Raw genomic sequence first — 23,469 nt, 5'->3', positions numbered from 1 at the left:
CGGGCATCCGATTCTGCCGCTTATCGCCGCTTGCTCCCCACAAAAAAAAGAGCAGCGTAGATGCGCTGCTCTTTTTCATGCTGAAGCTAATTTGTTCAGGCTTAATCGGCCATAAAGTTAGCGCGACCAAACCCCGGGCCGAACGGTGGTGGATATCGTCCGGGATAAAGATACACCGGCGCTTTGCTGAAAGCTCAGCGTTCCCCCGCTGGCGTCCGGGCCGACGCCGCTCCAGGTGTAATCGATACCCAGAGAGGTATCCATCAGCGGAAATAAGGAGGCGTCGTCCTGATAACTGTTGCCGATTTTCAGATTCGACCAGGTCAGGATTTCGCGTCCGTTGAGCTCGGCGATGCCGGCATTGATGGCCTTTTGCTTGGCGCTTTCATCCAGGCTGATATAGCGAGGAATGGCCACCGCCGCCAGTATGCTCAAAATCACCAAAGTGGCGATAATTTCAAGTAAGGTGAATCCCCTGTCCGCTCTAAGCGTATCCATTCTCGGTGTGTGCAGACTTATTAAACAGGGTTCCTAAGCTGTTAACGGCTCCACACTGCTGGCTGACTCACCGTTGATGCTGATCGGGTCAAAGCTACCGATGCATTTTTAAAATCCAGGGTGCCACCGGTAGCGGCAGGTCCTACCGACCAGCTGTATTCAGTTCCCAAACTAGTGTCGACTCTTCCAAAAGTTGTAGCATCATCAACATAACCGGTGGAATTAATCTTTTCATCTGCCCAGGTAAGACTTTCTCTGCCGTTTAGTTCCGATATGCCGGCGTCAATGGCTCTTTCCTGCGCATTGGCTTCCAGGTCGATATAGCGCGGTACGGCCACAGCAGCCAGAATTCCCAGTATGATCAAAACCGCGATAATTTCTACCAGCGTGAAACCCTGCTCATTGTCTAAGATAGTTTGCTTTTTCATAACCCCTACTCCTTCCTTCCATGGTATGCCATTGCAATCAATAGCGTAATAACCTCGCAGATTCAACCGCAAAATTCCCCCTTTTCGGATGATCTGCGGGTGCTGACAGGCCACATATCTGCATAAATAATGCCAATAATCTTGAAGATTCGTTGAATTAAACTTATATATATAAATTTCAATTAGTTATAAAAATAACACCAATAAATGATGATTTGACCCTAGTTTACAATTTGTGAGTATTCTTCAAAATTTGAAGAATATTGGCAGGGCAAAGCATCAAATTTCGTTGTTTTTGATGCTTTTGACATCGATACCGTGTTTTTTGATGCGGTGCCACAGGCTGCGCTGGTTGATTCCCAGCAGCTCGGTGGCCCTGACCTGGACACCACCGGTTTTGCGTAGGGCTTCGATGATCATGCTTTTTTCGATTTCCCTGAGACGCTCGTCCAGCGGCAGGTTGGCGGCGGGCAGTGATACGCTGTTGGATTCGCTGTTATTGAAAACACCGGTGACTTTTGCGGGCAGCTGGGCGGGCTCGATAAATCCGTCTTCGGCAATCACGGCCGCGCTTTCGACAACGTTTTTGAGCTCCCGGATATTGCCCGGCCAGGCATAGGCCATGATCATTTGCAGGGCCACCGATGAGATCTCGACCTTTTTGGAAAGATGCTGCAAAATATAATCAACCAGCAGAGGGATGTCTTCTTTACGCTCGCGCAGCGGTGGCAGGTGCAGGGTAAAGACGTTCAGGCGATAGAAGAGGTCCTCTCTGAATTGGCCTTCCTGAACCATTTTTTCCAGGTTCTGATTGGTGGAAGCGACAAAGCGCACATCCACTTTGATGGTGCTGCTGCCGCCCACACGGTAAAACTCCTTTTCCTGGATGACGCGCAGAATTTTGGACTGCAGGTTTAAGGGCATATCACCGATTTCGTCCAGAAAAATGGTGCCTTTGTGCGCCATGTCAAATTTACCGGGCTTGAACTTGGTGGCGCCGGTAAAGGCGCCCTTTTCGTGGCCGAACAATTCACTTTCCAGAAGCTCCTCGGGAATCGCGGCGCAGTTGAGCTTGATAAAGGGCTTGCCCTGGCGGTCGCTGTTTTCAAAGATACTGGTCGCCACCAGCTCCTTGCCGGTGCCGCTTTCGCCGAGGATCAAGACCGTCGAATCCGAGGGCGCGACCTTTTTGATCAGGCCCAGCAAGCCCCGCATGGCCAGGCTCTCGCCGATAATATCCGGAAAAAAATGGCGCGCATCCATGCGGCTGAGAACCGATGTGACCCGATCAAACACGCTGGCGAATTGATCGATATGATCAATCGACCAGTCCTTTTTGGTGTTGGTTTTCTCGCCGGAAAGCGAGGCCAGCTTGCGCGCTTTTCTCACAAAAAGCTCAACGGGTTTCAATATAAATCGAACGAGCAAAAATCCAGTGGCAAAGGCGGTAGCACCCAGTATGAGAATCAACCAGAAAATCGGCTGGGCGGATTCCAAACCCTGGGTGAGGCTGTATTTGGTCAGCCGGAAGGAAATGATGGCCGCCAGGACCGTCAATCCGGTGATAATAAAAGGAATGATGATGTAGAGGCTGATATAAAATCGTGATTGACGCATCTTAATTTAGGTGTCAGGTGTCGGATGTCAGGTGTCAGGCTCTCGGGCCCCATGGCCTTTTGCTAGCCTCTTTACCCGTTGGCTTTAAACAAAAACAAGTAGTGATTTCAGGCTCCTGTATGAACATTAGTGCCCTGACACCTGAACACTGAAACCTGAAACCCGCTTTACTATCTGGCAATCAACGTCAGATCCCACATCGGCAGGAATATCGCCAAGGCGAAAAAACCGACCACTGCCGCCAGCCCGATGGTCAGCAGCGGGCCAATGGCCTCTGACATTTTTTTCATTGAATACTCCACTTCGGTATCATAATGGCTGGCGACTTCCTGCATCATGGATTCCAGATTGCCAGATTCCTCGCCGATGGCCACCATATTGATGAGCATGGGCGTGAAGTACTTAGTCTCGCTCAAAGGGCCTGCAATGCCGCGTCCCTCAGCCAGACGATCTTTGATGTTCTCTAGCTCATTGCCGATGGCGGCATTGCCAATGGTTTCCGATAGCATGTCCATCGATTCCAGCACATCGACACCACTGGCCTGTAGGATTGAAAAAATACTGGCAAAGCGTGACACGGCACTTTTGATAAACAAAGGCCCGATCAGCGGAATCTTCATGAATAACGTATCCCGCGCGAATTTGCCCTGCTTTGTTTTTAAATAATAATACAAACCCATCGCGATCAAGACAGCAGCGCCGATAATGATATACCAGTAATTAAATAAAAGTTTGTAAAGCAGAATGCAAATCTGGGTCGGCAGGGGCAATTGCAGCCCGGCGTTTTCAAAAATCTTGGCAAATTTGGGAATCACCTGGGTGATCAGGATCAAAAATGCCGTGAACAAAAAGACCACCACGATTATCGGATATGTAAAGGCGGATTTGATATCCGATTTGACCTGATGCTCGTGTTCGATGATATAGACCAAGCGGTCGAGCACATCCGGCAGCGCCCCACTGGCCTCGCCGGCTTTGATCATGCTGCAGTACAAGGGTGAAAACACCTTGGGGTGATTGCTAAAAGCTTCATGAAGACTGGCGCCTTCTTTGATATCCTGGTGCATCCTACCGAGGATAGCCCGCAGGCGGGGATTTTCGGTCTGTTCTTCCAGGATCTCGAGCATGCTGATCATGGACACCCCGGCGTTGAACATGGTTTTGAACTGTTTGGTAAAAAGGATCAATTCAGGCGCCTTGACCGGCGACAACAATTCCCTGATTTTCGACATCTGAAAACTACTAATGGCCGCTTGCTCGGTTTTTACCTGGGTGGGGATGTAGCCCCGGGCTGCCAGCAGGCTGTTTGCAGCTTCCGGAGAATCGGCTTCGATCTCACCGCTGGTGGTGGCGCCGGTTTCGGTAATCGCCTCGTACTGATATGTTGGCATCTCGTTCCTCGCTCAGAGGTTCAAAGGTTCAGAGGTTGCTTATCCAAGGTCATTTGTTACTGGGTTAGTAGCTGCTGGCAGCGAAAACGCGCAACCCGCAAAATTAAATCTAAGTTGAGCGCTTGTCGAGGTTGCCGCAGCTACACTGCAGATGTCGTTTCGCTATAGTTTTCTATGCGGAACGGCATCTAACACAGTAGATGCGGTGAGATCGGCAAGCCCGAAGGGTTTCAAATTAAAAAAACAAAAATAAGGCAGAATTCCTTTCCTATAAATAGTCCTATTTTATAATTTGAAACGATCAATTTAGATTAAAGGAGTACCGCTGACCCAGCCTCTTCCAGTGTGGTAATGCCCTTGAGGGCTTTTTCAGCGGCGTTTTCTTTCAACGACGTAAAGCTACCGGAATTTATGGCGGCCTGATGAATCGCATGCGAGGATTGCCGTTTTAAAATCAGGTCCTTGATCTCATCATTGATGGTCATCACCTCATAGACACCGGTACGTCCCTTATAACCGGTGTGCATGCAGTTAAAACAACCTTTGCCCTGCACAAAATTAGCGTGGGCTTTGTTGTTAATCCCCCAGGATTTCAATATTTCTTTTGAGGGCTCATAGTTGGTCATGCAATTGGGGCATACTTTTCGAACCAGCCGTTGGGCAAAAGATACCGTCATGGTCGAAGAGACCAGAAACGGCTCGATGCCCATGTCGATGAAGCGCGTAATGGCGCCGGCAGCGTCATTGGTATGCAGCGTGCTGAACACCATATGGCCGGTTAGAGCCGCTTGCACAGCCAGGGTTGCGGTTTCACTGTCACGAATCTCACCTACCATGATAACATCCGGATCCTGGCGTAGAATGGACCGCAACCCGCTGGCAAACGACATGCCGGCTTTGCGATTTAATTGTACCTGTCTAATTTTTTCGATGCGGTACTCAACCGGGTCTTCAACGGTGATAATGTGAACTTCCGGCTGGTTGATTTTCTTCAAGATCGAATACAGGCTGGTACTTTTTCCGCTTCCCGTAGGCCCGGTGCTCAATATCATGCCGTGGGGTTTGACAATCATTTTTTCAAGATTGGCGCGATCTTTTTCTGTCATGCCCAGCCGCTCCAACGAATAGATGCTGTTGCTGGTGTCCAGCAGACGCAGCACCATGTTTTCCCCGTGAATGGAGGGAATGGTGGACGCACGGATATTAATGTCTTTGTTTTTCATCTTTACTGTGAAGCGCCCATCCTGGGGAATTCTGGAAACAGCAATGTCCATGTTGGCCAAAATTTTCAGACGCGAGATGATCGGCAGAAACATGCCCTTGGGAGGGGCGGGCACCTCGTGAAGCTTGCCGTCCACGCGGAAACGTACCTGAACATATTGTTTCTCTGGGCTGATATGGATATCACTGCAGCCTTCACGAACGCCCTGTGAAAGAATGGAGTTGACCAGACGGACCACCGGGGCTTCTTCGGCCATACCCTGCAGTGAGCTGACCTCGACATCATCAAGACTGGTGGTTTTCTCGGCACTCTTGTCAATTTCCATTTCCTCCATGTCCTCGAGAACATCGCCGATGCCGGAATAGGTGCCGTAGACAGTAGTCAGTAGCTGGTTAAGGTGCTGCTCGGTGCAAATAACCGCTTCCACTTCACAGTTGGTATAGACTTCGATCGTATCCAGAGAATTGATGTCCAGCGGATCGGTCATGGCAACGGTGAGCAACAGCCCGCTTTTTTTCAACGGTGCCGCCTGGCAGCGATGCGCAATTTCAGCTGAGAGCAGCTGAGCCAGCTCCACGTCCACCGTAAATTTATCCGGCCGGTATTTTTCCAATTTTAACTGGCTGGATACCAGATCCACGATCTGGGATTCGCTGACGATGCCCTCGCGCACCAGAAATTGGCCCAGTTTCAGTTTGCTCTTTTTCTGATATGGTAGTGCTTTTTCGAGCTGCTCCTGGGTGAGCAACCCGCCTTCAACCAGAATTTCTCCTAATTTTTTACGTGCTTTCACTTTAGATCTCTCTTATGGTTAACGTGTCGGATACTCACACAAGCTTATCAGACGGTCGGCATCTTTGGCCGGCCGGTCTTACTCTTCCTGAGCCTGGAGCGTTGTATCCTGCGAAAAGCGTGCAAACGGGTTCGCAAAAAAAACGCTATTGTCATTCCAACTCGACAACACTTTGCCTCCCGGCGCCAACTCTTCCGGCAGGCCGCTTAATTTTTCCAGCGCAGCATCCGCACTGTAAAAATACGCTTTGAGAACAATTGCAAAGCGGTTACCTGACTGAGGGTTCCAATAGGGTATCATGCGCGCCGGGGGTGCGGTGGCCGGGTAGTCGCGTAAAAAATGATAGGCTTTGTCCAGATCGTCTTTTTCATCGAGCAGGACCCACCACGCGCTTTGGTCTGCAGTTCTCACCGAAACCGGAATGGCCGGCATGGCAATCGCCTGATCCACATCCACCAGATCAGGATCATCTATTGCCGGATTGGCCAGAATCACAGAGCGAAAATACTTTGAATTGAAGCTGCCGTATACCATCTGAATCACAAACGACAGGGTATCATAGCGTTTCAGCGTAATATTGCCCAAAATAGGCCCATAGGTTTTTTGGCCTTCAATCGGATTGGCTGGTTTGGAAGCTTGCTGAACCGTCGTGCTTAATGCCGCTATTGAAGGCATTTCGCCGCTTGCAGCAGGCGCAGTTGACGTTTGCGTGTTTTCCGCGACGCTTGTCTGTTCGGCTACCGTGATTTGAGAATCAGTAGGGCTGGTTTCTTGGGCCGCAAGGGTATCTTGATTGGAATCGACGGCAGGTTCCGATGCCGATGGGTTGTTCTGCTGGGCGGTTGTTTCAGCAGCAGCACTTGGATTACCTTCAGGCGGCGCAATGACCGGCTGCAATGTTTGCTTCTGACTGAGCATAAGCCCCTGGGGCCATAGCGCCTTTATTTTTTCCGGCATCAGGAAAGCAAAAAAGATCAGGGCCGCTGCGACGGCCAGAGCAGCAGTGGCAACTGCCCCTTTCCAGCGGCGCGGCTCACCCGGAAAGGCGCGTTTGATGCAGGAGCGAACCAGCCCGGCGCTAATCCGTTTGCGATTCTGGACGATCATGGCCAGAATGCAATGATGGCATAAGTTAATGATTTTGCGGGGATACCCACCGCTGGTCCGATAGATTTTGAGCATGGCCGGGTAGCTGAAAAAGTCAAGCTTCTTATGGGTATCCTTTGACTTTTCCAGACGGAACTTGATCATCAACCGCGTATCGCGGAAATTTAAAGGCTTCAGATAATGATACAGATTGATGCGGTCGGCGAAATTGGCATATTTTTTAATCGTGTTCTCGAATTCTTTTTGAGCAAATATAATAATTTGCAGCAATTTGTATTCGTTGGTTTCATAATTTAAGAATTCGCGCAGAATCTCGAGGCAAAAAGGCGGGATTTTCTGGCCCTCGTCGATGATCAGCACAGTGGTTTTATCTTGCTGGACACCGCTTTTAAACAGGTGCTGTTTGATCTGCTCTTTGATTTGCCATTCGTTGCTGGGCAGCTTCACATCATTGCCCATCAGCAACTTACCGACCGTAGTCAGTACCTCCTGGGCATCGGCAAAGTGAGGGTCTAAAATCAAGTGGGTGGTAATCTCATCGCGGCGGGCAAAACGCCGGATGAGTTGGCGGCACAACGTGGTTTTACCGGTTCCCACGTCGCCGATAATGACATTTAAGCCGCGGCGCAGCAGCAACGACAATTCCAGCTTCTGCAGGCACTCCTGGTGCTCCCGGGAATGAAAGAAAAAATCAGGGTCCGGTGAGTTTGAAAACGGCTCCTGCTTTAAATTTAAAATATTAAAATAATCCATCGCGGTCTATGGCCTAATCGCCGGCTTGTGGTTTTGGTACCTGCAAAGAACGTTTTGCTGCTAAACGGTCTTTTGCGCAACCCATCGCACCGTAATACCGTATGACAAAGTTAAGATAATGCCGGGGATGGTCCCAAGGTGCCCAAATTGCCCTTTGCGATCCCAGGTGCCAAAAGGGTGTCGGGAAAAGGAGTGCCGGAAACGATTGATGTCATCTAAAAGGTGCGGGGAGATTTGTTGAATACGTCAGATGTTCGCCTGCGGCCCTGAGGCATATTTCATTCAGGCACTCGATTTTTGGTTTTTGCTTTTCCTCCTGCTGTTTGGATCAATACTGATCCGCGTCCTTACCCGATGGTCTAACTGCGCGGTGGCGCCGCCTCCAGGATGTGCGGTGTAATGAAAATCAACAGATCCTCGAGCCGATCATCGGTGCTTTTGCGTTTAAACAGGTAGCCCAGTCCGGGGATGTCTTCCAAGAACGGAACCCCGGTGTCCGAGCGACTGGTGGTTTCTTTGTTCAGACCACCGATGACGATGGTTTGGCCATCCAGTTGAATGACGTTGGTCTCGGCATTTTTAGTAATGATCGTCGGATTGCCGAGGACGGTTCTGGAAAAATCGGCTTCATCTTTATGAACATTGACATACATTTTAAGGGTATTGTCATCGATCACGTGCGGCGTGACTTTCAAGCTCAGCACCGCCTTTTTAAATTCAACGTTGACCTCACCGTCTTCTACGGTTTGAAAGGGAATATCCTCACCGCTTTCTATAAACGCGGTCTGATTGTCCAGGGTGGTAATCGATGGGCTGGAGAGAATGTTGAGCTTGCCTTTGTCCTGCAGGGCAGACAGCTGGGTGGCCAAAAGAACATCGCCGAGGTTCTGGTAAATGAGCCCCAGCGAAAAAGGTTCATAACCGCCCAGCGCCTGGGCCGGTAAATCCACCACCGTGTCTGAGGTCGGGTCTACGGCCGAGCCCACCGTATCGCCCAGCACGCCGCTGTCGCGGCCGGTGCCAAACCCAACGCCGGTGCCTTTACCGGTTCGTATCAGCCCGCCCCACTGGATACCCAGTTCACGGGCCACATCCTTGTTGGCTTCCACGATATAAGCTTCGATCAGTACCTGGGGTGTCGGCTTGTCCAGCTGGTCAACAACCGCAACAATGGTTTTCATGTCGCTGCGGATGGCCTGGATGATCAGAGAGTTGGTGTGGCTGTCGACCAGAATGGAGCCGATGGGGTTGCCGTCCTTATCGGCGGTCAGAAATTTTTCCAGGTTATCCTTCAAATTGTCGGCGGTGGCATATCGAACGGGAACGATGCGGGTTAGCGGTTGCTCGGTCAGTGTCAATTCTCGCTGCCGGGCCTGGCGTTTGAGATCCTCTTCCATATCATCGGCGGTCATGATGCGAATAATCTCACCCTCCCAGGCGTAGCTGAGGCCCTGTGTGCGCAGAATGCCTAAAAAAACCTGGTCCCAGGGCGCCTGGGCGATATTGATGTTGATCTTGCCGGATACCGCCTCGCTGACGATAATATTTTGATCCGACGCACGGGCCAGTGCACGCAATACCACCGACACATCGATGTCGGTCATCTTGAGGCTGATTTTGCGCGTGGGCAGCGGTTTTTCGGCGATATCATCAATTTTGATTTCTTTGGGTGTTACTTTAGGCTTGATGATGTTCGGCTGCTCGTCGATGGGTTTGGGTTTGCCCGGCGAAAAGCCCTTAGAAGTTTCCGCCTTGGTTTTCCATTCGTCAAAAAATGGGTCCTGCTTTTCCAGTTTGGGGCTGGCACAGCCGCCGATCAGCAAAAAACAGATTCCCACTGCGACGATGATATACCCTAGCCTGTTGTTTAGTTTGACGCAATTCATAAGTTTTCACCCTAATGGTTATTCTTCCAATGGATAAATAAACCTTTTTTTGCTGCCGTCTGTCGAAACAATGACCACTTTGGTCGGTGTGATGCTGGCCACCTTATAGTCGCCCACTATAAGTTGATCACCAGGGGCGTATTCAAAACCGTTTATGATGGCAAACTTTTTATCGCCCATCTGCATAAAGCCGGTGTAAGTAAGATCGGGTCGAGGGCCGGTTTCCTGGATGACCTTTTTCTGCCGGTCTATCTCCTCCTTGGGCTTGTCGGTTAACTCGGCCGTTATCATCGGGTCCTGCTTCCATTTGGTTTCGGCCCGCGAAATGATATATTTATCTTCTTTTGACATCCCTGCCTTGGATGCGTCGGCAACCTTGGTAATAAAGGCATTTAAATTGTCCAGCTGGACAGCGGCGCTGACCACTCCCGGCTGTGAGGCTTTATTATTACCCTTGCCCTCGAAGAAAAGAGCATAAATACCGTATACCACACTCAGCAGCATCAAACCGACAATTATTTTTTCCCGTTGGCTCATAATCTTAAGGTTTCAGGTTTCGGGTGTCAGGTGTCAGGTTGCTGTTAAGCTTCCTACCTTTCACAAACCGAGATTAGAATATAATTCTTTCAACGATTTTTAACTTTTAATTCACAATTCGCAATTAAAAATGAAATTATTCCTGCGCCAGCCAGAGTTTTATTTCAAGCTCTCTCGACGCCTTTTGAGGACGTATGCTGATTTCCTCGATGTGCTCCAGAGATGGAATCGATCCCAAATCAACTAAAAACTCACGGAACTTATAGAAATTGCCGTTGAGTCGAAGCTGCATTGACAGGTAGCCGGCATCCTCCACCATCGAACTGACATCGGTTTTAACGTCTTCGAGTTTTAAATTGTGACGGGCAGCAATTTCCTGAAAAACGCTCGAGATGGTATTGATATCGCCATGGGTCAATTTTGTTCGTTCCGGAACGGGTAGATCCGAAGGCGGCAACACCTTAGACCGTTTCAGCAGGCTGTGGAATACCGGCGTCAAAATGCGCTGCTCTTCAATACGCGCATTTAACTCCTTGATTTCCTGGTCCAATTCACCGGCTGCTCTTTCCGAGGGCAGAATGATCAGCAGGAAAAAGGCCAGAATTCCCACCACGCATACAGCGAGTATCATCAGGCTTTGGGCCAAGGGTTTTTTTAACATTCGATCTGCCATTTTAATTCTTTTTCGTATGGTTTGCCGGTCGTTTGTCTATACCAGATTCAGTTGGGCCTTAAACCGCAAGACCTCATTGTTTCCTGAAAACTCAAATGATTTGGTGCTGATATCCGGCTGATCAAATAACGGCGAATTTTTTAACTCCATTAAATAACCGGCCAGCGTCGATTCCAGCGTGAGGCGATCGCCTTGAACGATGCCTTCCAGAATCAGTAATTTAGATTGCGGTGGAGGGCTGGCCTTTTTCTTTTTGCCCTCTTGCGGCGGTGCTTTTTTCTGCAAAGGGCCCAATTGCGTGGATATGCTCAGTAAACGAACATTTGGCGGCGTCAGGTCAACGACTTCGCTAATCACCGCAAGATTTAAATATTTTTGACCAATAGCCCGGTCAGATTTGTTTTTCTGACGGATTTGCTCAACCAGTTTGAGGATCAAGTTCTGATCAACCCGCAGGTTGTATTGCTCTATGTGTTGGGTCATTTTCAGTTTTTGTTCCTCTTTCTCGCGAATGAGCCGCTCCTGCCAGAACGAGAACCCGACACAGGCCACCATCAGGAGTGTAAAGAGCGCAAACACACCGCGGTTAATCAGCTGGTTGCGTTCGGCCTTGCGCTTGTCCTTATAAGTATATAAAAAATTCGGTGTCCGCGAATTATCCGCCAGTCCCATGCCCACCGCCGGCGCAAAGGAGCTTTGTTCGGATACCGAATCCGGAATCGGCACCAGCGGCAGAAAGTTTGAACTGCTCTGAAAAGGGTTCAATACTTCAGTAGGCATGCCCAACTCTTCGCCGATATAATTCAAAATCCGTTGATGCGGTGTTGCCCCGCTGGAGATATATATTTTGCCGATTTTGGCGTTTTCAAAGTTCAAGGCGTAATGGCGAATGGTGCGCTCCAGCTGCCGCACCAGTCGTTCCAGCGCCGGCTGGATCATTTGAAACACCTTGTTTTCATCGATGATAGGCCTCTGTCTGTTCGCATCACCCGTGCCCGGCGTCTGAAAGTGACCGAAGAAATATTCCTGGGCTAATTTCAAATCGAGCTTCATCTTTTTCTTTACGGCTCGAATCCGGCCGACCTCCTCATCGGGCGACTTGACCAATGAAAGACCTTTGCTAGTGCCCTCAATTTCTTTCTGAAGAGACTCCATCATGGTGCGCACACCCGCCTTAATACCGCGTGACAGCGTCAAATTGCCCTCTCGGAAAATATCAATCCGCGACCAGTCGCGCCCGATATAGAGGCTGGCCACATACTCGCCTAAAGCCTCTACGCGACGCGTGCGCATTAGGGTCTGAAATGCAAACGGAACGATGGATATGCCGGATAAAGGAAATCCGGCTTTGGCAAACATATCTCGCAGGGCGACGACTTCGACTTGCGGCACGGTATAGGCGAGCACATCCATTTGGGGAGGTTGTTCATCCAGTACTTCGCTCAAAATTTCAAAGTCGAATAGTTTTTCTTCTTCATCAAAAGCCGATTCTCGCTGGTACGTCCAATAGATGGCGTTTGGAATCTGGCGGGAGGCGACTTTCGGTATTCGGAACTGACGGGTTTCCACCCGGGCAGAAGAAATGGTGCACCACATGTCGGCATTTTTGTCCGCTCCGCAAAAGTCCAACAGTGTCGGTCTCAAAAACTGATAGAAATCCGGGTTCTCTCTGGGGATTTTAGGATCGAAGGGTATTCGAGCATATTCGAGCAGTTCGTGGTTTTGATCCGATATGCGTTTCAGCTTAACCAGCTTGAGGTCATCATATCCGATATCGACACCGACGGTGATGTTTTTCCCGATTGAAAATGAGCTCAGAACCGATGATTTGACGCCGCTGCTTTTTTTTCGCGACGGTTTGGCGGCGCCCTCTATGTCGACTTCTCTGTCGGTGCGGATTAGCTCAAGAAGTCTCTCTGTTGAAGAAATCTCATTCTTTTTGGCCAAAACTGCTCTCCCCTGAAAAATCAAAGCGGGTCAATCTTTTGTCCTGATAAAACTGCAACGGGTTGCGGGCTGCGTTGTGGCATCACCTGGCAACACAGCCGCTGAAGGGCCTGCCTGCTATTTGCCAAAACGGGCAACCGGCGCCGCTTGCGCTATGATCGGCAACAAAAACGGCACATATGATTCCGCTTATGCGCATGGTGCAAAATACTGCCATGCGGTGCAGCCGCGCCTTTATCCAATCACTACCGCTGATCAGCTCGACTACCCGCGAATTCGTCGTGCCGATAAAATTTCATATTTGAGTTGGGTCTCATCAAATAATGACGAGTAACAAGTAACTACATTAATTAATTCATAAAATTAGCTTTTTGTCAAGAAATAACACCTTAGCGAAAACCATTGGTTTTCAAGCGCTTTGCAGAATCTGATATGACCTTGAAAGTTGCCTTAAATTCGGGATTCAAGGCCGTTCCCATATCTATGCGACTTTATAAGTAAAACAAATAATTTGCAAACTTTATCTGCTAATTAAACATGCTCGCGGGCTGCTTTCCTTGTTGATGCCATCATACCGGCGCCATGCATTGAATAATTGTCCGGTCCCGCCGAGTCATCTGATTCCGATTGATGGCTACTAAACCAAACAAGCATGGCATTGAAGGCGAATTTTACAAATTATGTAGCATCAAAATTTCAAAATTTGAAATAATTCTAATCTGTCGGGAGTTTATAGCGTGGCGTTTTGCGGCGATCTTTACTTTTACGCCGATCGTCTCCTTTGCGCCTTTCAGGGAAATGCATAGTATAAGAGTAAGTTCGACGATCCCCCCCGGAACGCCTTCCGCCATTGTCGGTTGATGTGAGGTTTTGCTTTTGCTCGTTCATAGTTTTTTCCGCTTGAGATTCCATTTTAATTCTCTCGTCATCCACGCACTCATTCAAAGATTCTAAAAGGAATTTTCAGTATGCGGCACAGCCGTCCAGCCGGATCATATGGGGTTATCTGACAAAATGGCTCTCCCCAATGATACCTTGAGATGTGTTTGCCGGGTCTGTGCTCCTCTGTGTTTGCCCTTCGGAATTCCGTTTGGCACTTTCGCATGCAGGCTATTTTATCCAGGCCAGATAGGTCGTGTTGAGAATTTTCAACCTCAGATGAAATGTATAGCAAGTTTTATTCCATGATATTTGTTTTTGTCCGGAAAATTACGGTTGCTGCGAACCGCGTTTAAATTGGCTGTAACTTCATTAGGATAGATTCACGTTCTTCGGGACCTCGAATCTGTAAGGTGTTGAGCCTGCTTCTGTTTGTGGGCTGAAATGGGTATTGGTTTACCCAAAGATGTGAAAAAGAATTCCTTCGGAATTCTAAGGTTCAGAGTTCAGGGTTCAGAGGTTCCAAGGTCGCGATTTGTGCAATATTAGGTCGTCTGCGTTTTCGAGGACGAGCACGAGGACGACGACGAGGACGAAAGATCCAGTTATTCATCGTACTCGTCCTCGGTTTTTATCCAATTGGGCTTAAGACTTACACGGCGCACTCCCGCCTGGAATTCCAGCGCTACTGCATAAGCCAGCCGCCAGTAGCTAGTGCCACAACCTTTGAACCTTGCTCGCCGCGCCGTAGCATTCGCGAAGGCGGGTGAACGCAGAACGGTGAACCTTGAGCCTTAGGGATTAATCAGATGCATCCGGTGGCTGTTCGATGCTGAGATCTTTGATTTTATATAGCAGGGTTTTGTAGCTGATATTGAGGATTTTAGCGGCTTTGCTGCGATTCCAGCCCGTTTTATCTAACACGTAGGATATGACTTCTTTTTCAACCCGATCCAACGCTTTTTTGCGGACTTTCTTCAAAGACAATGATGACAGATTCGGTGGTTTATCACCATCAGCCCCCCAGAGGTCGACCGGGATAGAGGGCTTGGCTTCGCCTGGCGGAAAGTCGGCACCACGCTGCCGGGGGGCTGCCGTGTTGAGCAGGTCGTCGATGGTTTCTTCACCTTCTCCCAGGATCATAAACCGCTTGAGCACGTTTTGCAGTTCTCTGACGTTGCCAGGCCATTGGTAGCTGGCCATTTTTGAGATGATGTTCTGGCTTGGGATTTGAAGCTTTTTATCACCGAACATCTGGCTGTATTCTTCAATGTAGTGTTCAATCAGATGCGGGATGTCCTCTGAGCGATTGCGCAACGGCTCAATATAAATTTTAATGGTGCTGAGACGGTAATACAAATCTTCCCTGAACTCGCCATTTTGCATATCATGCTCGAGCTCGTGGTTGGTGGCTGCGATGACCCAGGTATCTGCGGTCATCGCCTTTTCAGAACCCAGCGGCGTAAAATCACCGCCCTGAAGCACGTGCAGCAGTTTGGATTGAAGCGGAAGGGACATGTCGCCGATTTCATCCAGAAAGAGGACTCCGCCGTGAGCCTGCTCGAACTTGCCGCGTTTGCGGCGATCGGCACCGGTAAATGCCCCCTGCTCATAGCCGAACATTTCACTTTCCAGCAGGGTGTCCGGCAGGGCGGCGCAATTGACCTTTACAAATGGTTTACCGACGCGGTTGGACTTATGGTATAGGCTTTGAACAATCAATTCCTTGCCAACGCCGGTTTCACCATAGATGATGGTGTTCAGGCCCGTATCGGCAATCTGATCGATAAGCGCTCTGATGCGCTGAATATTTTGACTGACTCCGATTAACTTGGGTTCCATAGGCATCCAGATGCAAAATCTACGATTAATTTACACCACAGAGACTACTGAATTTCAACTGCAAATATTTGATAAGCCCAATTAGCTGAGCCTCATCAGCAATTTTAGTTAATCCGCTTTTTTCGCAAGCGGCAGGATGCGGGACTGGTCATCAAAGCTGACGGCCATCCCCTGATTATCGGTTCGCAGAACTTTCCCGGAAGCTTTAATCCAGGCCTGCTGCGCATTTTGCTTTTTTCTGCCCCCCAGTGTCAGAATCATATCCACATTTACTTTTGAGCCTATGGGCAGCGGCGCATCGGTAAGCAGATAAACGCCACTCATTGAAACATCTCTGGTAACCATGTTTCCCAAGTCTGTCTGACCAGTTTCGCCGGGCATGGAAACAAATGCTTCCAATTCTAAGTCAAATCGCTGCACCTTCCTTTTTTCAATCACGATGACATTCCTTTGCGTTTTCAGGGGAAAACCGCCGGAGGGAAACCAAAGCCCTCAACGAAAAGCCTATCGGAATTGATCTGGTCGGACGAGGCTTCGATTTAACCCCTTTTAGCGTTAAAATTAAATTTTGACAACAATAATATGCAAATTTTATAACTTAACGTCAATCGGGCAAATGGACTATCTTTTTATTAGATTGGGTTACCGCCAGGTACCACAAAAGTACTAGTTCAAGCGAGCGGATACGCTCGCTTGGTGTTATTTGTTAATCGTTATTCGTTAATTGGTGAATAGTTGAACCCATTCGAAATGCTCGAATACCATCGTTTATGATTTATTTTTGACAGGATCTACAGGATATTGAGGATTTTTTTCTTAGTCGCTCTCCGGACGAGAGCGACTAAACTCAATCCGCTTTCAGCGGAGTAAATACCTTTGGTGATACAATTTAACTCAAGGACTGGCGCCTATGATATAAATTGCCAGCTCATTTAAATGAAAGCACGAAACCCTCGTCGCAGGCGATTGGATTTGGCCGTTCTCTTCCGGAGAACGGCCAAAAGGATCCTGATAATCCTGTAAATCCTGTCTAAGAAGATTTTATATTGTGCACAAACAATTTTAAAAAATCATATATGAAATCCCCCATTCACGCGGGGACTGTGATCACCTGTTTTGGGGACAGCTTCTACTACCATTCTTTATTTGATGTTTTTGTAGCGGGTGTGAACATCAATGCGTCAAGGCCAATAACTATTAACAAATAACCAGTAACGCGGTATCCTTTATAGATGTTTGGCGGCCCACAATGCGGCCTGAAGACGATTGGGGACATTTATTTTATTGTAGATGTTGTACAGATGCGTTTTAACGGTATTGCGGCTGATGTTCAGATTCTCAGCAATCTGACTGTTGTTGATTCCGGAAGCGATCAACAGGAGAATTTCGCGCTCCCTTGCAGTGAGCTGTGCTTTGAGCTCCATTGCCAACTTGCTGTCTGAATCCGAGTCGAGAATGCATTTCATCAGGTCTTTGCGGGAAAACCACAGCTCCCCTTCAAGGATGGCCGGGACCCCCTTGGCGAGATTCGGAAGCGGATCATCATCGTAAAAAACACCGCGAACACCTCGTTTGACCAGATCGTTTCCAAACGGCTGTCCGGCGCCCATATTAAAAATGGCGACATAAATCCTTTTCATATCGGCATCGAACAAGGGACGAATGGTCGACCACAAATTGCTATAATCACTGCCCAGACAATCCAATAGTACCAGATCGATCTGCTGCCCATTTCGATCGGATAATGACGCCATGTCCAATTCTTTGAGGCAGCTACATGCCAGGCCGGTTTTTTCTTCCAGGTACCAGGCCATCAGTTTGTTTTGAAACATCAGCGGCCCCACAATATGGACCTGTGTCGGTGGTGTTGACTTAGCCAAATTTCAGCCTTTTTATTCAGCGGTTTTGGGTTGCAAAAAAAGTTGGTTACAATTTTAAGTATACTGAATCATTATATATAATTGATATCAAATCTGGTCTGGGTTGTCAATTTCAATTGGCTCCCTTATAGCCTAACTATATGTAATAATATTATATTTGACCTTTTACCAAATTTATCTATCTACCGGTGTATGCCGCCAGGTTCCAAGGTTCAGGGTTCCAAGGTTCAGAGGTTAAAAACCATGAAAAAGATATAGAATCTTTGTGAACAGAGAACAAGAGTCAACCTATAAAGGTTGCCTGACAACTCCCAAACGCAGAACCCAGAACCCTGAACCTTTGAACCCATGAGCACTTGAAAATCTCTTTGTTCCCTGATAAATATTTCTAGTTAACCTTATGCACAATGGCTGGATTTTCAAAACGCTATAGAATATATATCAACTCTTCAATAGAAAACGATATCAACCAAACCCGAATAATAAGGTATCGATAAGGGGAATTGCCAGATGACCGCCATCGAAATCAAACGGAAAATAAGGGTCCACATCTGGGATCAAATGGTGTTGATCGGATTTGGACTGGCGCTGTTCTACACTATTTTCGATTCGGTTCTATACCTTTTCACCGAATATGACGTTAATTTTTTCCAGCGGCTGGTCGGGCCGGGGATCGGTGAAATATGGAGCCGATTAACGATTTTATGTCTGTTTATTATTTTTGGCGCCCACGCTCAGTATACGGTCAATCGGCGCAAATTAACCGAGCAGGCGCTGCGCGACAGCGAGGAACGCTACCGGCGGATCGTTGAAACCACCCCGGACGGGTACTACGAGCTTGATATCGCCGGCAACCTCACCTTTTTTAATGACGCCATGTGCGACCTGCTTGGATATTCCCGGGTCGAAATGACGGATATGAGTCATAGCGCCTATCTGGATGAAGACAGTTCCCAGAAACTGCTCAATGGCATTAATCAGGTTTATCGCACAAGGGATGCGGTTAAAGCATTGGATCTCATTTTCATCAGACGGGACGATTCACGCCGCTTTGCGGAGACTTCCATCGTTGCCATAACCGATGCCAAGGGGGAACTGACCGGATTTGGCGGCTTTTTGCGCGATGTTACTGAGCGCAGAGAGGCGGAGGCCCTTAAACAGGCCAAAATGGCAGCCGAAGCGGCCAATCGCGAAAAAAGCCGTTTTTTGGCGAATATGAGCCACGAAATTCGAACGCCGCTCAATTCGATCATCGGTCTCATTGAGCTGATGCTGGAAACAGACCTGCGCTCGGACCAGCGCGAAGATCTTGATGTGGTTATTTCTTCTGCTTATGCGCTCTTATCGCTGATCAACAATCTGCTTGATTTTTCCAAAATCGAAGCCGACAAATTCGAATTGGAAAATGCACCCTTTGAACTGCGGGATTTTATGAAAGATACGCTCAGTATGATGGGTATGCGCACGCAGACAAAAGGGCTTGAACTGGCATATCGCGTGGCAGCGGATGTTCCCGATCGCCTTGTGGGAGACCCGGACCGTTTGCGCCAGATCCTGCTCAACCTGATTGAAAATGCCGTAAAATTCACAGAGGAGGGAGAGATCTTTGTCAATGTAGGCTCCGCGCAGCACACCGATAAAAAAGCGGTTCTGAATTTTTCGGTCGAAGACACCGGCATCGGTATTCCCAAAGAGAAGCACAAGGACATCTTCAGCGCATTTAAACAGGTGGACGCCAAAACAACCAATCAATATGGCGGAACCGGACTGGGTCTGGCGGTATCGTCCCAGCTGGTCAAATTAATGGGCGGTGAGCTAACTGTGGCCAGTGAGCCCCGACAAGGGAGCCGTTTTGAATTTGCCGCCGCCTTAAGCCGGCTGCCCGAGCAGCCGCTGGCAACGGTAGGGCCGACGGTCGACGGGCTCAACCGGGCGAGCATCCTTGTCGTCGATGACAATGCGGCCGCCAGGCGGTTGATCAAAGAGATGCTCGAAAGCTGGCAGCTGACAGCACAATTTGCCACCAATGCTGAGGAGGCTCGCCAGATCATTTCGGAAAGCAGCGCTGCCGAGGAGCCCTTTGATCTGGTGATTCTTGATTCGGATATGCCCGGCTCAGATGGCTTCAGCCTGGCACGCTGGATAAAAAACCGTCATATGGAGGATCTGCGGGTGGCCATGATGCTAACCTTTCCGCACCTTAAGCGCAAAGCGGAGTTCGGGGAACTTGGCATTAAAGCCAGTGCCACAAAACCGCTCAATCCGCCGGAGATGCTGAATTTGTTGCAGGTTGCCCTGAATCTGAAACCGGCAGCGCAGCCGCAGCCGCCAAAAGCGCCTGTATCCAAAATCAGAGCGCTCATGCAGAACCTAAAAATTCTGGTGGCTGAAGACACCCCTTTTAACCAAACCTTTATCTTGCGGCTGCTTGAGAAAAACAATTTCCAGCCGATTCTGGTTGAAAACGGGCGTCAGGCCGTGGACGCATTTGACCCGGATATGTTTGATGTTATCCTGATGGATGTCCAGATGCCTGAAATGGACGGTTTTGAGGCCACGAGGGAAATACGCAAAATTGAAGCTGAGACCGGCAGTCACATACCGATTATCGCTATGACAGCATACGCAACCGAGGGAGACCGCGAGCGCTGCCTTGAAGCCGGTATGGATAGCTATGTGTCCAAACCCATTTCGGCCAACAAGCTTTTTAAAGCCATTGAAGCCCTGGTGCCGCCTGCACCTGAAGAAGAATCTGACCCGGCCGGCGATGGGCAAAAATCAGGCAGCCCCGAGCTCGATGGGTTGCTGAAGTCATTTGAAAACGATCATAGCCTTTTTGGAGAGCTGGTTGACATCTTCATGAACGACTATCCGCAAATGCTCGATACGTTGCGCGATACTCTCAAGAACAGTGACGCCAAAACCCTGACCCGCACCGCACATTCCCTAAAGGGAATGCTGCGTAATTTCCAGGCCGAAGCTGCCGCCGATACAGCTTACACCCTTGAAAAAATGGGTCGTGAGGAGACACTGGACGATGCCGATCAGATCGTCAACAGCCTGGCCGACCAGCTGGAGCGGGTCGCGCAAAAGCTGCAGCAGCTGGCGCGGGAGATAGCTCGAAGCGGCTAGCGCGCTGCAAACTGCTCAAAGTAACGACGAAATGATGTTCTTTTGACAGGATTAACAGGATTAACAAGATTTGATTTTTTTTATTTTCAGTTTCCAGAAGAAACTGAAAATACTCAATCGCCTACGGCGAATAAAAAAGGAATCACAACATACAGCTAAGATAAAACAAGCTGTGTAGTAATGAAACATAGTAATTACGGTAATCCAATAACTTCATCCATTTTGAAATATAAAAACGCGGTGTGAAAGGGATAATGTTCAGGAAAATCATACTACTGGCCTGGAGATAAATGGGTAGATTTCCGCCGGAGGCGGATTGAGTTTTCTCACTTCCATCCGGGAAGTGAGAAAGAAAAATATAATCCTGAAAATCCTGTTGATCCTGTCTAAAAACAAACATTTGTTCTTGTCAAAGACAATAAGGTTTTGAGCTTATGAAGAAGAAGATTTTGCTGGTTGATGATGATCGGGTGCTGTTAAAATTTGCAAGTGATTTGCTGGAAAAAGAAGGTCACGAAGTGGCGACGGCCCAGGACGGGTTTGCCGCCTTGAACCTGCTGACGTCCTTTTATCCGGATATCATGTTCTTTGACCTGATCATGCCCAAGATCGATGGGGACAAGTTGTGCCATATTGTCCGAAAAATGCCCCACCTGAAAGACTGCTATCTGGTGATTTTGTCGGCTGCGGTAGCCGAGCTCGATTTTGACCACACCGAAATCGGCGCTGATGCTTACATCGCCAAAGGGCCTTTTGACAAAATGGGCAAGCATGTGCTGGCCGCCATCGAAGCCTCGGAAACGCCAAGCCAGGATGATGAATCCAAACCCATCAAGGGTCTTGAAAACGTCTATGCCCGGCAGCTGACCAAAGAGCTGCTGTCTCGCAACCACCACCTGGAAACCATTCTGGAGAGCATGTCCGAAGGTATCCTGGAGGTGTTTTCGGGCAAGGTGGTGTACGCCAATGCCAGTGCGGTCGAGATGTTCGGGTTGGATAAAGGGGATCTGCTGGCTTCCTACCCACCGGATTTATTTGATAGCAGCATTCGGGATAAACTGGCTGCCGTTTTAAAGTCCGGAGACGAAAAACGAATTGAAATCGGTGCCAAAAATCCGATTGAACTGGGCGGTCGTCTGGTGGCCATCTCATGCATACCTGTAAAGGGGGAGCCCCTGACCACCATTCTGCTGATCACCGATGTGACCGAGCGCAAACAGCTGGAAATGCGTCTGCAGCATGTTCAGAAAATGGAGGCCATCGGCACCATCGCTGCCGGCGTGGCCCACAATTTCAGAAACACCCTAACCGAGGTATTGGTCAACACGCAGGTGATTCAGATGAACAACAAGGAAAATAAGGATATCACTGAGATCACCGAGCGCATCAGCCAATCTGTCAGGCGCGGCGCCGGTCTGGTCGACGGTTTGCTGCAATTTTCACGCAAACAAATGGCCAAAGAATTCAGCACGGTGGATTTGGTCAAGGTGACCGAGGAAACCTATGAGCTCATCAAAAAATCATTTGAAAAGAAAATTGATATTCAAATTGATTTACCCGATTCCCTACCGATACGCGGCGATTATTCCGGTCTGAGCCAGGCGTTGATGAATCTTTGCAACAACGCTCGCGATGCTATGCCTGCCGGAGGGCAGTTGCTCCTCCAGGCCCGGCAGATAGGCAAGCACGCTGAATTGATCGTATCCGACAACGGGCAGGGGATGAACCGCAAAACTGTCGAGCAATGCTTTGATCCCTTTTTTACGACGAAACCCATCGGCAAGGGAACAGGTCTGGGGCTGTCAACCACATACGGTATCATCAAAAGCCATGACGGCCTGATTCATATTGATTCCAAACCCAAAAAGGGCACACGCATTGTGATGACATTTCCTCTGGTGGACGCCGGTGCTGAAATTGCGGACATGCCGTATCGGACGCAAGAAATTGCCTACGGCAACGGTGAGACCATTCTGGTGGTCGATGACGAAGAAGAAATTTTAAGGGCCATGCAGAATTTGCTCGACAGCCTGGGATATCAATCGGCAATTGCCATCAGCGGCCAGGAAGCCATTAGACAGTACAGCGCAAACAAACCGGATATCGTCCTGCTGGATATCAATATGCCGGAAATGGATGGGGGCAGCTGTGCCGAAAAGATTCTGGATCTGAATCCGGATGCCCGGATCGCCTTTGTTACCGGATATGAAGTCACGAGTCTGAATGAATTCGGCGACCGTGTAAAAAATGCGGTGTCAACCTTTCTCACCAAGCCGGTGGAGCTTGCCAACCTCAGCAGCACGCTATCTCAGATGCTCAAACAATAAGACTAGGTTTCGGTGTTCAGGTGTCAGGGAAAAAAGGACTGAGTGCTGAGGACTGTGGACTGAGCATAAACAAAGTAACAATATACCAGAGGCAAACAGAGTGTAGATGTTAGGATTTTTTTAGACAGGATTTACAGGATAAATTGGATTTTTCCTTTTGGTCGCTCTCCGGATGAGAGCGACCAAACCCCAATCGCCTGCGGCGAATAAAAAAGGAATCACAACATACAGCTAAAGTAAAACAAGCTGTGTAGTAATGAAACATAGTAATTTCAGTAATCCAATAGCTTCATCTATTTTGAAATATAAAAACGCGGTGTGAAAGTGATAATGTTTAGGAAAATTATACTACTGGCCCGGAGATAAATGGGTAGATTTCCGCCGCAGGCGGATTGAGTATTCTCACTTCCATCCGGAAAGTGAGAAAGAAAAATATAATCCTGAAAATCCTGTTAATCCTGTCAAAAGACAAAAGGGTATTTTAGTCGCGGTTAATAAAAAATTGTGGCGGCTATCCCAAAAAACCTTTGATAGAATTAACAACCCGCTGGGCCGTA

General features: G+C 48.7%; 15 protein-coding genes. 2 read left to right on the top strand and 13 right to left on the bottom strand.

What is annotated here, in order from left to right; translation table 11 throughout:
* Positions 1 to 117: 117 nt before the first annotated feature.
* The 13 genes from QNJ26_15210 to QNJ26_15150 all read right to left on the bottom strand — a co-directional run bounded on the left by QNJ26_15210 (position 118) and on the right by QNJ26_15150 (position 17,453).
* A complete protein-coding gene (locus QNJ26_15210) occupies positions 118 to 498 on the bottom strand; it encodes a prepilin-type N-terminal cleavage/methylation domain-containing protein (protein MDJ0986889.1) in 381 nt (126 codons plus the stop codon).
* 41 nt (positions 499 to 539) lie between these two features.
* Positions 540 to 926, bottom strand: a complete 387-nt coding sequence (locus QNJ26_15205) for a prepilin-type N-terminal cleavage/methylation domain-containing protein (GenBank protein ID MDJ0986888.1) — start codon at positions 924 to 926, stop codon at positions 540 to 542.
* A gap of 279 nt (positions 927 to 1,205) precedes the next feature.
* Positions 1,206 to 2,543, bottom strand: coding sequence for a sigma-54 dependent transcriptional regulator (locus QNJ26_15200; protein MDJ0986887.1), 1,338 nt, complete (start codon positions 2,541 to 2,543; stop codon positions 1,206 to 1,208).
* Between the two features lie 170 nt (positions 2,544 to 2,713).
* Positions 2,714 to 3,934: a type II secretion system F family protein gene (locus tag QNJ26_15195; protein MDJ0986886.1), complete on the bottom strand. Its 1,221-nt coding sequence runs from the start codon at positions 3,932 to 3,934 to the stop codon at positions 2,714 to 2,716.
* 311 nt (positions 3,935 to 4,245) lie between these two features.
* Positions 4,246 to 5,949: a GspE/PulE family protein gene (locus tag QNJ26_15190; protein ID MDJ0986885.1), complete on the bottom strand. Its 1,704-nt coding sequence runs from the start codon at positions 5,947 to 5,949 to the stop codon at positions 4,246 to 4,248.
* Positions 5,950 to 6,027: 78 nt separating this feature from the next.
* Positions 6,028 to 7,809 carry an AAA family ATPase gene (locus tag QNJ26_15185; GenBank protein MDJ0986884.1) on the bottom strand — a complete coding sequence of 594 codons (1,782 nt, stop codon included), beginning with the start codon at positions 7,807 to 7,809 and terminating at the stop codon, positions 6,028 to 6,030.
* A gap of 359 nt (positions 7,810 to 8,168) precedes the next feature.
* Positions 8,169 to 9,695, bottom strand: coding sequence for a type IV pilus secretin PilQ (pilQ, locus tag QNJ26_15180; GenBank protein MDJ0986883.1), 1,527 nt, complete (start codon positions 9,693 to 9,695; stop codon positions 8,169 to 8,171).
* 18 nt (positions 9,696 to 9,713) lie between these two features.
* Positions 9,714 to 10,232, bottom strand: coding sequence for a hypothetical protein (locus tag QNJ26_15175; protein MDJ0986882.1), 519 nt, complete (start codon positions 10,230 to 10,232; stop codon positions 9,714 to 9,716).
* Between the two features lie 136 nt (positions 10,233 to 10,368).
* Complete coding sequence (locus tag QNJ26_15170; protein MDJ0986881.1) at positions 10,369 to 10,893, bottom strand: hypothetical protein; 525 nt, start codon at positions 10,891 to 10,893, stop codon at positions 10,369 to 10,371.
* Between the two features lie 48 nt (positions 10,894 to 10,941).
* Complete coding sequence (locus QNJ26_15165) at positions 10,942 to 12,852, bottom strand: hypothetical protein (protein ID MDJ0986880.1); 1,911 nt, start codon at positions 12,850 to 12,852, stop codon at positions 10,942 to 10,944.
* A gap of 1,680 nt (positions 12,853 to 14,532) precedes the next feature.
* On the bottom strand, positions 14,533 to 15,573 hold the full coding sequence (locus QNJ26_15160; protein MDJ0986879.1) for a sigma-54 dependent transcriptional regulator: 1,041 nt from the start codon (positions 15,571 to 15,573) through the stop codon (positions 14,533 to 14,535).
* A gap of 108 nt (positions 15,574 to 15,681) precedes the next feature.
* Positions 15,682 to 16,011: a PilZ domain-containing protein gene (locus QNJ26_15155; protein ID MDJ0986878.1), complete on the bottom strand. Its 330-nt coding sequence runs from the start codon at positions 16,009 to 16,011 to the stop codon at positions 15,682 to 15,684.
* 788 nt (positions 16,012 to 16,799) lie between these two features.
* Positions 16,800 to 17,453, bottom strand: a complete 654-nt coding sequence (locus QNJ26_15150) for a response regulator transcription factor (protein ID MDJ0986877.1) — start codon at positions 17,451 to 17,453, stop codon at positions 16,800 to 16,802.
* A 510-nt stretch (positions 17,454 to 17,963) separates the two neighbouring features.
* Between QNJ26_15150 and QNJ26_15145 the strand changes: the two genes are divergently transcribed.
* Both QNJ26_15145 and QNJ26_15140 read left to right on the top strand, forming a co-directional pair.
* Entirely contained in the window at positions 17,964 to 20,585 is a 2,622-nt protein-coding gene (locus QNJ26_15145; protein MDJ0986876.1) for a response regulator, read from the top strand.
* A 434-nt stretch (positions 20,586 to 21,019) separates the two neighbouring features.
* Positions 21,020 to 22,912, top strand: coding sequence for a response regulator (locus QNJ26_15140; protein MDJ0986875.1), 1,893 nt, complete (start codon positions 21,020 to 21,022; stop codon positions 22,910 to 22,912).
* The last annotated feature ends 557 nt before the right edge of the window (positions 22,913 to 23,469 follow it).

The organism is Desulfobacterales bacterium (assembly GCA_030066985.1).
GTDB lineage: Bacteria > Desulfobacterota > Desulfobacteria > Desulfobacterales > JAHEIW01 > JAHEIW01.
This window is presented reverse-complemented; position numbering and strand designations above follow the sequence as displayed.

Excerpts from the sequence above, each read along its gene's own strand:
- QNJ26_15210 (MDJ0986889.1), bottom strand. The coding sequence starts at position 498 with ATGGATACGCTTAGAGCGGACAGGGGATTCACCTTACTTGAAATTATC.
- QNJ26_15205 (MDJ0986888.1), bottom strand. The coding sequence starts at position 926 with ATGAAAAAGCAAACTATCTTAGACAATGAGCAGGGTTTCACGCTGGTA.
- QNJ26_15200 (MDJ0986887.1), bottom strand. The coding sequence starts at position 2,543 with ATGCGTCAATCACGATTTTATATCAGCCTCTACATCATCATTCCTTTT.
- QNJ26_15195 (MDJ0986886.1), bottom strand. The coding sequence starts at position 3,934 with ATGCCAACATATCAGTACGAGGCGATTACCGAAACCGGCGCCACCACC.
- QNJ26_15185 (MDJ0986884.1), bottom strand. The coding sequence starts at position 7,809 with ATGGATTATTTTAATATTTTAAATTTAAAGCAGGAGCCGTTTTCAAAC.
- pilQ (MDJ0986883.1), bottom strand. The coding sequence starts at position 9,695 with ATGAATTGCGTCAAACTAAACAACAGGCTAGGGTATATCATCGTCGCA.
- QNJ26_15175 (MDJ0986882.1), bottom strand. The coding sequence starts at position 10,232 with ATGAGCCAACGGGAAAAAATAATTGTCGGTTTGATGCTGCTGAGTGTG.
- QNJ26_15170 (MDJ0986881.1), bottom strand. The coding sequence starts at position 10,893 with ATGTTAAAAAAACCCTTGGCCCAAAGCCTGATGATACTCGCTGTATGC.
- QNJ26_15160 (MDJ0986879.1), bottom strand. The coding sequence starts at position 15,573 with ATGGAACCCAAGTTAATCGGAGTCAGTCAAAATATTCAGCGCATCAGA.
- QNJ26_15145 (MDJ0986876.1), top strand. The coding sequence starts at position 17,964 with ATGACCGCCATCGAAATCAAACGGAAAATAAGGGTCCACATCTGGGAT.
- QNJ26_15140 (MDJ0986875.1), top strand. The coding sequence starts at position 21,020 with ATGAAGAAGAAGATTTTGCTGGTTGATGATGATCGGGTGCTGTTAAAA.